The organism is Diaphorobacter caeni (assembly GCF_015354245.1).
Taxonomy (GTDB): Bacteria; Pseudomonadota; Gammaproteobacteria; order Burkholderiales; family Burkholderiaceae_C; genus Diaphorobacter_A; species Diaphorobacter_A caeni.
This window is the reverse complement of the sequence record NZ_JADKYZ010000002.1, coordinates 139,300-153,239: the sequence shown is the minus strand read 5'-3', so window position 1 is coordinate 153,239 and position 13,940 is coordinate 139,300. Positions and strand designations below refer to the sequence as shown.

The following is a 13,940-nucleotide window of genomic DNA, read 5'->3' as shown; positions in this document are numbered from 1 at the left end:
GCCGCCGGATCGCGAGAAACAATATGGTTGAAATTGAACTGGACGGTAAGAAGGTAGAGATATCGGAAGGCAGCATGGTCATGCATGCCGCCGAGAAGGCCGGTACCTACATTCCACACTTCTGCTACCACAAGAAGCTGTCCATCGCGGCCAACTGCCGCATGTGCCTTGTGGATGTCGAAAAGGCTCCCAAGCCGATGCCCGCCTGCGCCACGCCGGTGACGCAGGGCATGATTGTCCGCACCAAGAGCGACAAGGCCATCAAGGCCCAGCAATCGGTGATGGAATTCCTGCTGATCAATCACCCGCTGGATTGCCCGATCTGCGATCAGGGCGGCGAGTGCCAGCTGCAGGATCTGGCCGTCGGCTACGGCGGCAGCGGTTCGCGCTATGAAGAAGAAAAGCGCGTCGTTCCCGTCAAGGACGTCGGTCCGCTGATTTCCATGCAGGAAATGAGCCGCTGCATCCACTGCACCCGCTGCGTGCGTTTCGGTCAGGAAGTGGCCGGCGTGATGGAGCTGGGCATGATCCATCGTGGCGAGCATTCCGAAATCACCACGGTCGTGGGCGATACGGTCGACTCCGAACTCTCGGGCAACATGATCGACATCTGCCCGGTCGGCGCGCTCACCAGCAAGCCTTTCCGCTACAGCGCCCGCACCTGGGAGCTGTCGCGCCGCAAGTCGGTGTCGCCGCACGATTCGACAGGCTCGAACCTGATCGTTCAGGTCAAGAACCACAAGGTCATGCGCGTCGTTCCGCTCGAGAACGAAGACGTCAACGAATGCTGGATCGCCGACCGCGACCGCTTCTCCTATGAAGCGCTGAACAGCGACGACCGCCTCACCAAGCCCATGCTCAAGCAGGGCGGCGAGTGGAAGGAAGTCGACTGGCAGACCGCTCTCGAATACGTGGCCAATGGTCTGCGCGGCATCAAGAACGACCACGGTGCAGACAGCATCGGCGCTCTGGTGAGCCCGCACAGCACGCTGGAAGAACTGTATCTGGCCGGCGCGCTCGTGCGCGGTGTGGGCAGCGACAACATCGACCACCGTCTGCGCAACGCCGAATTCGCCAAGGGCGAAGGCGTGCAATGGCTGGGCACATCGATCGCATCGCTGTCGACGCTGCAGTCGGTGCTGGTCGTCGGCTCCAATCTGCGCAAGGACCATCCGCTGTTCGCGCAGCGCATCCGTCAGGCCACCCGCAAGGGCTGCGCGGTCAACGCGATCAACGCCAAGGTCTACGACTGGGCCATGCCCGTATCGCAGGCGATCGTGGCTCCAGCCGCGATGTGGACCGATGCGCTGGCGCAGGTGGTCGCCGCCGTCGCCGCCGAGAAGTCGATGCCGACACCGATCGCCGTGGACAGCGTGAGCGAAGGCGCGCGTGCCGTGGCGGCCTCGTTGCTGTCCGGTGAACGCAAGGCGATCCTGCTGGGCAACGCCGCCGCGCACCATGGCTACGCTTCGAACCTGCTGGCTCTGGCCCAATGGATCGGCGAGAACACCGGCGCGTCCGTCGGTTACCTGACCGAAGCGGCCAACACCGTCGGTGCGCAATGGGTCAAGGCCCAGCCGCAGCAAGGTGGTCTGAATGCAGGCCAGATGCTGCAGGGCGCCCTCAAGGCCGCGCTGCTGCTGAACACCGAGCCCGAGTTCGACTCCGCCGCTGGCGCCGCCGCCAAGGCCGGTCTGAACAACGCGCAGATGGTCGTGACCATGAGCCCGTTCAAGACCAACATGGACTTCAGCGACGTGCTGCTGCCGATCACGCCGTTCAGCGAAACCGCCGGCACGTTCGTGAACGCGGAAGGCCGCGTGCAGAGCTTCCACGCCGTGGTCAAGCCCGCAGGCGATGCGCGTCCCGCATGGAAGGTGCTGCGCGTGCTGGGCAATCTGATGGGCCTGGCCGACATGAACTACGAAACCTCGCAGGACGTGCTCACCCGCATCACCGGCAAGCAAGCCGGTGAAGTGACGCAGGTGCCCGCCGAACTGCTGAACAACGCGACGTCCGCACCTCTGAAGGCGGCCAGCGCCGCTGCAGGCGAGCCTTGCGTTGCCAGCATCTACCAACTGGACAGCCTGGTGCGCCGTGCGCCTTCGCTGCAACTGACTGCTGACGGTCGCGCAGCACTGAAGGGAGCCGCGCAATGATCGACGCAATCTACAACGGCGGCCTGAACGCCATCAGCGCCAGCTGGTGGACGGCCGTGGTGTGGCCGGTGCTCTGGATTCTCCTGAAGATCGTCTGCATCGTCGCGCCGCTCATGGGCGCCGTGGCCTACCTCACGCTGTGGGAGCGCAAGCTGCTGGGCTTCATGCAGATCCGCTTTGGTCCCAACCGCGTGGGCCCCATGGGTCTGCTGCAACCTCTGGCCGACGGCCTGAAGTTGATGACCAAGGAGCTGATCCAGCCGACCGCTGCCGCCAAGGGCCTGTTCTATCTGGGCCCGCTGATGGCGATCATGCCGGCGCTGGCCGCATGGGTGGCGATTCCCTTCGCTCCCGATGTCGCTCTGGCCAACGTGAACGCAGGTCTGCTGCTGATCATGGCGATCACCTCGATCGAAGTCTACGGTGTGATCATCGCCGGCTGGTCGTCAAACTCCAAGTACGCTTTCCTCGGTGCGCTGCGCGCGTCGGCGCAGATGGTGTCCTACGAAATCGCCATGGGCTTCTGCTTCCTGGTGGTGATCATGGTGTCGGGTTCGATGAACCTGACCGAGATCGTCGCCGGTCAATCGCAAGGTCAGTTCGCCAGCATGGGCGCAAGCTTCCTGTCGTGGAACTGGCTGCCGCTGTTCCCGATCTTCATCGTCTATCTGATCTCCTCGGTCGCTGAAACCAACCGCCACCCGTTTGACGTGGTCGAAGGCGAAGCGGAAATCGTGGCCGGTCACATGGTCGAGTACTCGGGCATGGGCTTCGCGGTGTTCTTCCTGGCTGAATACGCCAGCATGTGGCTCGTGTCGATCCTCGCCGTGATCATGTTCCTCGGCGGCTGGTTGCCGCCGTTCGACTTCCTCGGCTTCATCCCCGGCTGGATCTGGCTGGCGATCAAGACCTTCCTCGTGGTGTCCATGTTCATCTGGATCCGCGCAACCTTCCCGCGCTTCCGCTATGACCAGATCATGCGCCTGGGCTGGAAGATCTTCATTCCTGTGACGCTGATCTGGCTGCTCGTGATTGCCGCCTGGCTGCTGTCGCCATGGAACATCTGGAAATAAGCGGGGACAAGAATGACTACCGTGACCGCTCCTGCGTCTAATTTCTCCATCAAGGATTTCTTCAAGAGCTTCATGCTCTGGGAACTCGCCAAGGGCATGGCCCTGACCGGCCGCTACACCTTCCGTCGCAAGATCACGGTGCAGTTCCCCGAGGAAAAGACGCCTCTCTCGCCGCGTTTCCGTGGCCTGCACGCCCTGCGCCGTTACGACAATGGCGAAGAGCGCTGCATTGCCTGCAAGCTCTGCGAAGCCGTCTGCCCGGCGATGGCCATCACCATCGAATCGGATGTCCGCGATGACGGCTCACGCCGCACCACACGCTACGACATCGATCTGACCAAGTGCATCTTCTGCGGTTTCTGCGAAGAAAGCTGCCCGGTGGACTCCATCGTCGAGACGCACATCTTCGAATACCACGGCGAAAAGCGTGGCGATCTGTACTACACCAAGGACATGCTCCTGGCGGTGGGCGATCGTTATGAAGCCGAAATCGCCGCCAACAAGGCGGCGGATGCCAAGTACCGCTGAAGCGGCTCCTTGATCTAGAAAAGAAGATTCGATTCATGGACGCCAAAACCGCCTTTTTCTACCTGTTCTCGGCAGTGCTGCTGTTTGCAGCCTTCCGGGTGATCACCGCGCGCAATCCCGTGCACGCCGTGCTCAATCTGATTCTGGCCTTCTCGCAGGCGGCAGCCATCTGGCTGCTGCTCAAGGCTGAATTCCTCGGCATCGCTCTGGTGCTCGTGTACCTCGGCGCCGTGATGGTGCTGTTCCTGTTCGTGGTGATGATGCTGGACATCAACATCGACACCGTGCGTCAGGGCTTCTGGCGGCACTTCCCGCTGGCCGCCTTCATCGGCGCGCTGGTCGCCTTCGAAATGGGTGCCGTGCTGATGACCGGTTTCCGCGGCATGGAAGAGCCCAAGGCCGCCGCCGTGGTGCTGGATGCTGCGGGCAAGGTGATTCCTTATTCGAACACCAAGGAACTGGGCAAGCTCCTCTACACCGAGTATCTGTACCCGATTGAAATCGCCGCCGTGATTCTGCTGGTTGCGATGATCGCCGCGATTGCACTGACGCTGCGTCAGCGCAAGGACAGCAAGGCCACCAGCGCATCCGAACAGATCCGCGTGCGTGCTTCCGACCGCCTGAAGGTCGTGAAGATGGACGCTGTGCAAAAGCCTGTCGCACCGGCTGCGCCAGAGGCTGAAACCGCAGCTGAGGAGAAGAAACAATGACTTTGACTTTGGGTCACTTTCTGGCACTGGGCGCCATGCTGTTCGCCATGTCGGTGGTGGGCATTTTCCTCAATCGCAAGAACCTCATCGTTCTGCTGATGGCCATCGAGCTGATGCTGCTGGCCGTCAATATGAATTTCGTCGCGTTCTCCCATTACCTTGGCGACATGCATGGCCAGGTATTCGTGTTCTTCATCCTGACAGTGGCTGCCGCGGAGTCGGCCATCGGTCTGGCGATTCTGGTGCTGCTGTTCCGCAACAACCGCAACATCAACGCTGAAGAGCTCGACACCCTCAAGGGTTGAGGCGCATAACAAAGGTTCTGAAGAATGAGTCAAACCCTTAATGCATCAATGCTGCTGGCAGTGCCCCTGGCACCGCTGGTCGGCTCAGCCTTGGCGGGGATCTGGGGCACCGCTTTTGGCGGCAACAAGATCGGCCGTACCGGCAGCAGTTCGCTGACGATTCTCGGCGTGCTGCTGTCGTTCCTGCTGTCCGCTTTCGTGTTCAAGCAGGTCGTCTTCGAAGGCGCCACGTTCAACCAGACCATCTACACCTGGATGCAGGTGGGTGGTCTGAAGATGGAAGTCGGCTTCCTGATCGACAGCATCACCGCGATGATGATGTGCGTCGTGACCTTCGTGTCGCTGATGGTCCACATCTACACCATGGGCTACATGGCGGAAGACGACGGCTACGACCGCTTCTTCTCGTACATCTCGCTGTTCACCTTCTCCATGCTGATGCTGGTGATGGCCAACAACCTGCTGCAGCTGTTCTTCGGCTGGGAAGCGGTGGGTCTGGTGTCGTATCTGCTGATCGGTTTCTACTACAAGAAGGAATCCGCGATCTTCGCCAACATGAAGGCCTTTCTGGTCAACCGTGTGGGTGACTTCGGCTTCATCCTGGGCATCGGCCTGATCGCTGCCTACACCGGCACGCTGAACTACTCGGAAATCTTCGCCAAGCTGCCCGAGCTGCAGAACACAGTGCTGCCCGGCACCGGCTGGCTGCTGGTGACCGTGACCGCCATCTGCCTGTTCGTGGGCGCGATGGGCAAGTCGGCCCAGTTCCCGCTGCACGCATGGCTGCCCGACTCGATGGAAGGTCCCACCCCCATCTCCGCGCTGATCCACGCCGCCACCATGGTGACGGCCGGCATCTTCATGGTCTCGCGCATGTCGCCTCTCTACGAGATGTCGGACGTGGCGCTCAACCTGATCGTCGTGATCGGCTCCATCACGGCGCTGTTCATGGGTATCCTGGGCATCATCCAGAACGACATCAAGCGCGTGATCGCGTACTCCACGCTCTCGCAGCTGGGCTACATGACCATCGCTCTGGGCGTGTCGGCCTACTCGGTTTCCGTGTTCCACCTGATGACGCACGCGTTCTTCAAGGCACTGCTGTTCCTTGGCGCCGGTTCCGTCATCATGGGCATGCACCACAACCAGGACATCCGTTGGATGGGCGGCGTGCGCAAGTACATGCCGATCACCTGGTTCACGTTCCTGCTGGGCAATCTCGCGCTGATCGGCACGCCGTTCTTCTCGGGCTTCTACTCGAAGGACGCGATCATCGAAGCGGTGCACGCTTCGAACCTGCCTGCCACCGGCTTCGCCAACTTCGCGGTGCTGGCCGGCGTGTTCATCACGGCGTTCTACTCGTTCCGTCTGTACTTCATCGTCTTCCACGGCAAGGAACGCTACGACCAGAACCCCGATGCGCACCATGACGACCATCACGCGCATGACGACCACCACGGCCATGGCCACGATGCCAAGCCGCATGAGTCGCCACTCGTGGTGACCGGTCCGCTGATGCTGCTGGCCATTCCTTCGGTGGTGATCGGCGCGATCGCGCTGGCCCCGATGGTGCTGGGTGACTTCTTCAAGGGCGTGATCTTCGTCGATGAAAGCAAGCATCCCGCGATGGCCACCTTGCGCCACGAGATCCACGACTGGCTCTCCATGGCTCTGCACGGCTTCACCGCGGCGCCGTTCTGGCTGGCGCTGGCCGGTGTGGTGACGGCCTACCTGTTCTACATGGTCTGGCCCGCAATCCCCGCGAAGATCATGTCGATTTCCAAGAGCATCGGTCTGTACCAGGTTCTGGAAGGCAAGTACGGCGTGGACTGGGTCTATGAAAACATCTTCGCCCGTGGCGCTCGCGCATTCGGCACGTTGTTCTGGAAGGTCGGCGATCAGGCGATCATCGATGGCGCCATCGTCAACGGTTCCTGGAAGCTGATGGCCAAGCTCGGTCAGCTGGCACGTCGCTGGCAGACGGGTTATCTCTATCACTACGCGTTGGTCATGATCCTGGGTGTGTTCGCGCTCATGACGTACTTCGTGTGGCTCAACAAGTAGTAGGAGAAATATAAAAATGGGTTTGTTGAGTCTTGCAATCTGGGCACCGATCGCCTTTGGCGTTCTGCTGCTCTTCTTCGGGCGTGATTCCCAGGCACCGATGGTGCGCTGGATCGCGCTGATCGGTGCACTGGTCGGGCTGGCGGTCACGCTGCCCATGTTCTCCGGTTTCGACAACACGACCGCTGCCGCGCAGTTCGTCGAAAAAGCCATGTGGATCGAGCGCTTCAATGTGCACTACCACCTCGGCGTGGACGGCCTGAGCTTCTGGTTCGTTCCGCTGACCGCCTTCATCACCGTCATCGTGGTGATCGCATCGTGGGAGAACATCACCGAGCGCGTGAACCAGTACTTCGCTTCGTTCCTGATCCTCTCGGGCATCATGATCGGCGTGTTCACGGCGCTGGACGGCATTCTGTTCTACGTGTTCTTCGAAGCCACGCTGATCCCGATGTACCTGATCATCGGCATCTGGGGCGGTCCGAACCGCATCTACGCCGCGTTCAAGTTCTTCCTGTACACGCTGTTCGGCTCGCTGTTGATGCTGATCGCGCTGATCTACCTGTACAACGCCTCGGGCGGCAGCTTCGACATCGCGACATGGCATCAACTGCCGCTGTCGGGCAAGGCCCAGACGCTGCTGTTCTTTGCGTTCTTCGCCGCCTTCGCGGTGAAGGTGCCGATGTTCCCGGTGCACACTTGGCTGCCGGACGTGCACGTGGAAGCGCCTACCGGTGGCTCCGCCGTGCTGGCCGCGATCATGCTGAAGCTCGGTGCCTATGGCTTCCTGCGCTTCTCGCTGCCGATCGCTCCCGATGCTGCGCGTGAATGGGCCTGGCTCATGATCGCTCTGTCGCTGGTCGCCGTGATCTACGTCGGCGTGGTGGCGCTGGTCCAGCGCGACATGAAGAAGCTGGTGGCTTACTCGTCCGTCGCTCACATGGGCTTCGTGACGTTGGGCTTCTTCATGTTCAACAGCCTCGGCATCTCCGGCGGCATCGTGCAGATGATCGCCCACGGCTTCGTGTCCGGCGCGATGTTCCTGTGCATCGGCGTGCTGTATGACCGCGTTCACTCGCGTGAAATCTCGGCCTACGGCGGCGTGGTCAACACCATGCCCAAGTTCGCCGCCTTCGCGCTGCTGTTCGCCATGGCCAACTGCGGTCTGCCCGCGACCGCCGGTTTCGTGGGCGAATGGATGGTGATTCTGGGTGCCGTGCAGTACAACTTCTGGATCGGCCTCGGCGCCGCCACGGCGCTGATCTTCGGTGCCGCCTACACGCTGTGGATGTACAAGCGCGTGTATCTGGGCCCCATCGGCAACGACCATGTCGCCGAACTCAAGGACATCGGCTGCCGCGAGTTCCTCGTGCTGGCGATCCTCGCTGTCGCAGTGCTCTACATGGGTCTGTATCCGAAGCCATTCACCGATGTGATGGATGTTTCGGTTGCCGAGCTGATCAAGCATGTGGCGCAGTCGAAACTGAACTGACCAGACTGGATTGAGAGATAAGAAATGATTGACAACATCAGCTGGCTGGCAATTTATCCGGAGATCGTCCTCCTGGTCATGGCCTGCGTGATCGCGCTGGTCGACCTGGGCGTCAAGAGCAAGGGCCGCACTCCGACCTACATCCTCACGCTGCTCACGCTGCTCGTCGTGGCCGTGCTCGAAGCCATGTACGCCCGCAACGGCTCCACGTTCTACGGTTGGGGCAACATGGTCGTCTCCGACGCCATGGGCAGCTGGCTCAAGTGCTTCGCCGCCGTGGCGATGATGGTCACGATGGTCTACGGACGTCCTTACGCATCCGACCGCGACATGCTGCGCGGCGGCGAAATGTTCACGCTGTCGCTGCTCGCCCTGCTGGGCATGTTCGTGATGATCGGCGCCAACAATTTCCTGGTCATCTACCTCGGCCTCGAACTGCTGACTCTCGCCAGCTACGCGCTGGTGGCACTGCGCCGCGATCACTCGCAATCGGTCGAGGCCGCGATGAAGTATTTCGTGCTCGGCGCGATGGCTTCGGGCTTCCTGCTCTACGGTCTGTCGATGATCTACGGCGCCACCGGCTCGCTCGACATCGGCCAGGTGTTCCAGGCCATCAACGGCGGTCAGATCCGTCACCAGGTGCTGGTGTTCGGTACGGTGTTCGTGGTGGCGGGTCTGGGCTTCAAGCTCGGTGTCGTGCCTTTCCACATGTGGGTGCCCGACGTCTACCAAGGCGCGCCAACGTCGATCACGCTGATGATCGGCAGTGCGCCCAAGCTCGCGGCCTTCGGCATGACCATGCGTCTGCTGGTCGATGGCCTGCTGCCGCTCGCCTTTGACTGGCAACAGATGCTGATGGTGATGGCGGTCTGCTCGCTGCTCATCGGCAACTTGGCCGGTCTGCTGCAGACCAACATCAAGCGCATGCTGGCCTACTCGACCATCTCGCAGATGGGCTTCGTGCTCCTTGGCCTGATGTCCGGCGTCATCCACGGCAACGTGGACGCCAATGCCGTCGAGAACGCCTACAGCGCCGCCATGTTCTACGTGGTGACCTACGTGCTCACCACGCTGGCCGCCTTCGGCGTGATCCTGCTGTTGGCGCGTGACGGCTTCGAAAGCGAAGAGATCTCCGACCTCGCAGGCCTGAACCAACGCAGCCCGCTGTACGCAGGCGTGATGGCCATCTGCCTGTTCTCCATGGCCGGCATTCCTCCGCTGGTCGGCTTCTACGCCAAGCTCTCGGTGCTGCAGGCGCTGATTTCGTCGGGCGCCACCTCGCACATCGCGCTGGCCGTGTTCGCCGTGATCATGTCGCTGATCGGTGCGTTCTACTACCTGCGCGTCGTCAAGGTCATGTACTTCGACAAGCCGCTCACCGCCACCAGCGTGTCCGCGCCAATGGACGTGCGCACCGTGCTCACGCTCAACGCTGCGGCGCTGCTGGTGCTGGGCCTGCTGCCCGGTGGCCTGATGAGCCTGTGCGCTGACGCCATCGTGCGCGCGCTGGCAACCTGATCGACTGACGTCAACCAAGAGAAGGAAGAGGCCGCATGTCACAGACCGCCGCGATCTGGCTCGTGATTCTGGCGGCGTTCGCCGCCGCCAACTGGCCTTTCCTTTCTCAGCGCCTCATGCTCGTGGGGCCGCTTCCCAAGCCCAAGGGCGCCAACAAGCCCTTCGCCCTTCGACTGCTCGAACTGGTGGTGCTTTACTTCATCGTCGGCGTCGTGGCCATGCTGCTCGAGCGCCGCGTCGGTCAGAACTCCCCTCAAGGCTGGGAGTTCTACGCGATCACCGGCACCCTGTTTCTCACGCTCGCATTCCCGGGCTTCGTGTACCGCTATTTGATGCGCCGCCGCGGCTGACGCATTTGGCGCTACCATGCGCCTCCTGATGCCGTCTTTCGATCGCATGACGAAGCCGCGTCAGCTCACGCCTTTTCCTCGTTTTTGACAGCCGTAGAAGGATTGAACGTCCGCCATGAAGGTGCTTGATCTGCTTTGCGATGCCGACCACCGCTTTGAAGGCTGGTTCGCCTCCGAGGAAGACTTTCAGTCCCAGATGGAGCGCGCCCTCGTCCAATGCCCTATGTGCGGCAGCGGCGATATCCGCAAGGGCCTGAGCGCTCCACGCCTGAACCTGCGCGCGTCGTCCGCTGCGCCCACTTCGGCAAGACAAGGCAAAGCGAACGAAGAGGAGGCCGCGCAGGCACCTCGTCAGGACGTGAGCAACCGCCCCCAGACCTTGCCCGCCGAGCTGCAGTCCCAACTTCAGGACGCCTGGCTGCGCGCCGCCCGCCATGTGATCGCCAATACCGAAAACGTCGGCGAACGCTTTGCGCAAGAGGCCCGACGCATCCACTACGGCGACGCCCCCGAACGCGGCATCCGCGGTCAGGCCTCGGCCGAAGAGACGGCGGAACTGCTGGAAGAGGGCATCGACGTGATGCCCTTCGTGCTGCCGGAGTCGGCGAAGGAAACGCTGCAGTAGTTTCGCTCGTCAGCTTGGCCATTGGCTGTTCCGGGCTCGTCAATCCAGACGCATGCGCACCAGTCGACATCCCGGCGTTGGCGTATGAATCTCAAAGTCGAGACTGCGCGTCGCAGTGCGAGGAATATTCCAGACCCATTCGGCTGCGTTCGGAGGTTCGTCGGATTCAATGGCGCTCGCCAATGGAATCCCTGCTCCATTCAGACTCGCATAAAGAATTGCGCCCGTTGGAAGTTGCCAATGCATGACAAGGCGTGATGCTTGTGCGTTGAGTGATTGAAGTCGAAAGTGCAAACTGACTGTGGGTGCAAACATGAGGCTGCCCGCAGCGTCTGCGAGACACCAGCCGTCGCGCAGATGACGCTCTCCCTGGCCGCTTTCGCTGCAGTCGATGCGTGTTCCAAGTTCGTAGGTGCAGTGACGCTCGATCCAGCGACGTCGCAGGATCTGTGGGTGGTTTGCAGGTGTACTCGTTTGGCTGGGCAGTCCACGTACCGATCGCAGGTAACGGATGTAGTCGCCGCTACGTCGACCGTGCTTGAACCAGAACTCCACAGCGCGCGGAAACAAGCCAAATTTCGCTTGCAGCTTTTTAAAATGGAACTGAAAGAGTTCCTTGCGCGGATTGGATTCTGGGCGGTAGCTTGGACTGGCGTGGACAAGAATGCGCGCGCGCAGATACGGGTTGCAGCGAATCTGTTCCCCGAAGTACGCCTGCTCCGAACTCTCTTCATTCAAATAGGAGTTTGCGCGATTGCCCGAAGAGAAAATCAGGCAGGTGAGTTCCGGCACTGCAGTGATTTTCAGCTTGTGTTTCCATGCCTTGAACAGCCACGTCTGTGATGATTCGGCGATGCAGTCCGCCGCACGTGGAAGTGTACCGATACGCTCCAAACAGCGCCTCTTGACCAACCAAGCGGACATGGGCGCGAAGGTCTTCACGGGGCAGTATCTGCCGTTGTCGCCCATGCCCGCCAGACTGCTCGGGCAGCACCGCATGTCGCCATTGGGAGGCAACCCCATGTGTGCGCTGGCACCAAAGGCAATGTCCGCGCCAGCGGCGTCAATCCCATCAATCAGGAGTTCCAGATGATCGGGGAACCAGAGATCGTCCTGATTGAGAAATGCAACCAGCGGGGCGCTCGATCGTGCAAGCCCCACGTTGTTGGGGCCAGATTGTTCCCCCCAATTGCGCGCCAGTTGGATGACGCGGATGCGTTCATCGGCATCTGCAAAAATCTGGGCGGTTTCTGCCGTCCCGTGCGGGCAGGCATCCGACACCACAAGCAATTCCCAGTCCGTGATGGTCTGCTTCTGAATGGACTCGATGGCCCATTTCAGAAGGTGCGGACGCCCATAGGCTGCCATGATGATGGAGACGCGGGGCATGTTCGATTTGACCGACAAGCTCAAGCGCGGCGCTTGAATTGGTAGGGGATTTCCGGCGAGTCTGGTGGCAGTCGCCAGTGATCGGGATCCTCGTATGAATACGCAATGTCGACTGCGTTGATGACGATGGCTGGCGAATCGGAAACGGTTTGCACGCCATGCCAGATGCCCGGCGGAACAACGAGCAGGGTGGGGCGCTCGAGTGCAAGGCGATGCACCGTCAGCAGTCCTTGCGTCGGGGAGTGCTTGCGTGCGTCATACAGCACGACTTTCACGCGTCCATAGCCGCAGAACAACCGATCCGTGGCACGGCGATGTGCATGCCATGCCGAAACGCTGCCGGGAGACATGATCTTCTGGAAAATCTGCTCCACCGGCAGATCATCCAACTGCCAGTCCTTGCGATAGATTTCGGTGAGCGAGCCGTCATCGGTCAGTACATTGGTGATCTGTTTGGACTGCACTCCGTGGATCTGCACGCCACGCGCCAGACTCCAGTCGGCGTATGTTGTCTGCGAGTCCTTGCATCCGGAAAACAGCCACTCGTCAACATCTGCAGTGTCTCGCGGAGCAAGACTTGGATCGTTCATATGCGTTCCCTCTGATTGGTTCTATGGTGTAGCGAGGCGCGTCATTCGCGAAGCTGATGCGCGACTGTACACACTGCGTCGATCACCTGCTCTGTTTCTGACGAAGTCATGCCGGGAAACAACGGCAAGGCCAGTGCCTGCCTTGAATGGCGTTCGACGTTGGGTAATACTACTGAGCCAAAGCGTTGCAGATAGCTCGGTTGTTGATGAATGGGTGGATCGTAGTAGACGCGGGTGTCTATGCCGTGGCATGCAAGGGCTTCCTTTAGTGCATCACGTTGCGGACAGCGCAGGACAAAGTAATTCCAAGCGTGTCCTTCCCGTTTGCGTGGCAAGCTGATGTCGACCAAGCCAGACAGGCCTTGCAGGTATTGCGTGGCGATGGTGCGCCGCTCCTGCAACCATGATTCAAGCCGTGCCATTCCTTCAATCAGCATCAATGCCTGCATCTCGTCCATGCGGCTGTTGAATCCCACCTCGGTGTGGCGCGCTCCCGCTCGGCCATGGTTGCGCAGCGCGCGTGCCCGTTCCATGAGATCTGATCGTGCGCTGATCAGCGCTCCCGCGTCGCCCGCAGCACCCAAGGTTTTGGTGGGGTAGAAGCTTGCTGTACTGACATCGCCCATTGTGCCCGCCTGCAGCAAATGCCCGTTTGCATCACGCGTTTGAGCACCCAGCGCCTGCGCAATGTCTTCGACGAGTGCCAGACCGCGTGACTGGCAAAGCCGCATGATGGCGGGCGTGGCGCTCGTGTCACCGAACAACGGCACGGCGATTACGCCACGTGTGCGTGGTGTGATGCGTTGTGCGATCTGGTCTGCATTGCAGAGAAAATCATCGTCGAGCGAATCGACCAGTACAGGCGTTGCCCCGGCACGGACGATGGCTTCGTAGCACGCAATGAACGTGCTTGCGGGCACGATGATTTCGTCGCCTGCTTTCAAGTCGAGAAGTTGCAGCGCGAGCACCAGGGCATCAGTGCCCGAATTGACGGCGACGGTCTGCATGCCGTTGGAAAGATGGCTCGCAAGTGCCAGCTCGAACCGTTGCACCTGCGGCCCCAGAATGTAGTGACCGCTCCGCAGAAGCTCGGTCATTCGACCTCCCATGAGCTCAGCCAGTTCCGGGGTCTGCCAA

The 13,940-nt window shown here is 60.9% G+C and carries 13 protein-coding genes; 10 read left to right on the top strand and 3 right to left on the bottom strand.

Features of this window, described 5'->3' with window-relative positions; translation table 11 throughout:
• The first annotated feature begins 23 nt into the window (after positions 1 to 23).
• The 10 genes from nuoG (at position 24) to ISG32_RS04500 (ending at position 10,824) form a co-directional block, all read left to right on the top strand.
• Positions 24 to 2,159, top strand: a complete 2,136-nt coding sequence (nuoG, locus tag ISG32_RS04545; RefSeq protein ID WP_194769863.1) for an NADH-quinone oxidoreductase subunit NuoG — start codon at positions 24 to 26, stop codon at positions 2,157 to 2,159.
• Positions 2,156 to 3,232, top strand: a complete 1,077-nt coding sequence (nuoH, locus tag ISG32_RS04540) for an NADH-quinone oxidoreductase subunit NuoH (RefSeq protein WP_194769862.1) — start codon at positions 2,156 to 2,158, stop codon at positions 3,230 to 3,232. The genes nuoG and nuoH overlap by 4 nt, the downstream gene beginning before the upstream one ends.
• Positions 3,233 to 3,244: 12 nt before the next feature.
• Complete coding sequence (nuoI, locus tag ISG32_RS04535; RefSeq protein ID WP_166067095.1) at positions 3,245 to 3,760, top strand: NADH-quinone oxidoreductase subunit NuoI; 516 nt, start codon at positions 3,245 to 3,247, stop codon at positions 3,758 to 3,760.
• Positions 3,761 to 3,795: 35 nt separating this feature from the next.
• On the top strand, positions 3,796 to 4,470 hold the full coding sequence (locus ISG32_RS04530; RefSeq protein WP_194769861.1) for an NADH-quinone oxidoreductase subunit J: 675 nt from the start codon (positions 3,796 to 3,798) through the stop codon (positions 4,468 to 4,470).
• Complete coding sequence (nuoK, locus tag ISG32_RS04525; protein ID WP_166067093.1) at positions 4,467 to 4,775, top strand: NADH-quinone oxidoreductase subunit NuoK; 309 nt, start codon at positions 4,467 to 4,469, stop codon at positions 4,773 to 4,775. Before ISG32_RS04530 ends, nuoK begins: the two co-directional genes overlap by 4 nt.
• Before the next feature lie 24 nt (positions 4,776 to 4,799).
• The gene (gene nuoL / locus ISG32_RS04520; RefSeq protein ID WP_194769860.1) at positions 4,800 to 6,839 is read left to right on the top strand and encodes an NADH-quinone oxidoreductase subunit L; all 2,040 of its coding nucleotides are present in this window, start codon (positions 4,800 to 4,802) and stop codon (positions 6,837 to 6,839) included.
• A gap of 16 nt (positions 6,840 to 6,855) precedes the next feature.
• Complete coding sequence (locus ISG32_RS04515) at positions 6,856 to 8,331, top strand: NADH-quinone oxidoreductase subunit M (RefSeq protein ID WP_194769859.1); 1,476 nt, start codon at positions 6,856 to 6,858, stop codon at positions 8,329 to 8,331.
• A 24-nt stretch (positions 8,332 to 8,355) separates the two neighbouring features.
• Positions 8,356 to 9,849 carry an NADH-quinone oxidoreductase subunit NuoN gene (gene nuoN / locus ISG32_RS04510; RefSeq protein ID WP_194769858.1) on the top strand — a complete coding sequence of 498 codons (1,494 nt, stop codon included), beginning with the start codon at positions 8,356 to 8,358 and terminating at the stop codon, positions 9,847 to 9,849.
• Between the two features lie 35 nt (positions 9,850 to 9,884).
• Positions 9,885 to 10,199, top strand: coding sequence for a DUF2818 family protein (locus tag ISG32_RS04505; protein WP_194769857.1), 315 nt, complete (start codon positions 9,885 to 9,887; stop codon positions 10,197 to 10,199).
• A gap of 115 nt (positions 10,200 to 10,314) precedes the next feature.
• Positions 10,315 to 10,824: a DUF1178 family protein gene (locus ISG32_RS04500; RefSeq protein WP_194769856.1), complete on the top strand. Its 510-nt coding sequence runs from the start codon at positions 10,315 to 10,317 to the stop codon at positions 10,822 to 10,824.
• A gap of 39 nt (positions 10,825 to 10,863) precedes the next feature.
• Here ISG32_RS04500 and ISG32_RS04495 read toward each other — a convergent pair whose 3' ends face one another.
• The 3 genes from ISG32_RS04495 to ISG32_RS04485 are packed head-to-tail and all read right to left on the bottom strand — an operon-like array spanning position 10,864 to position 13,900.
• On the bottom strand, positions 10,864 to 12,213 hold the full coding sequence (locus tag ISG32_RS04495; protein ID WP_194769855.1) for a glycosyltransferase family 2 protein: 1,350 nt from the start codon (positions 12,211 to 12,213) through the stop codon (positions 10,864 to 10,866).
• A 20-nt stretch (positions 12,214 to 12,233) separates the two neighbouring features.
• A complete protein-coding gene (locus tag ISG32_RS04490) occupies positions 12,234 to 12,803 on the bottom strand; it encodes a cupin domain-containing protein (protein WP_194769854.1) in 570 nt (189 codons plus the stop codon).
• A gap of 41 nt (positions 12,804 to 12,844) precedes the next feature.
• Complete coding sequence (locus ISG32_RS04485) at positions 12,845 to 13,900, bottom strand: DegT/DnrJ/EryC1/StrS family aminotransferase (RefSeq protein ID WP_194769853.1); 1,056 nt, start codon at positions 13,898 to 13,900, stop codon at positions 12,845 to 12,847.
• Positions 13,901 to 13,940 lie beyond the last annotated feature (40 nt).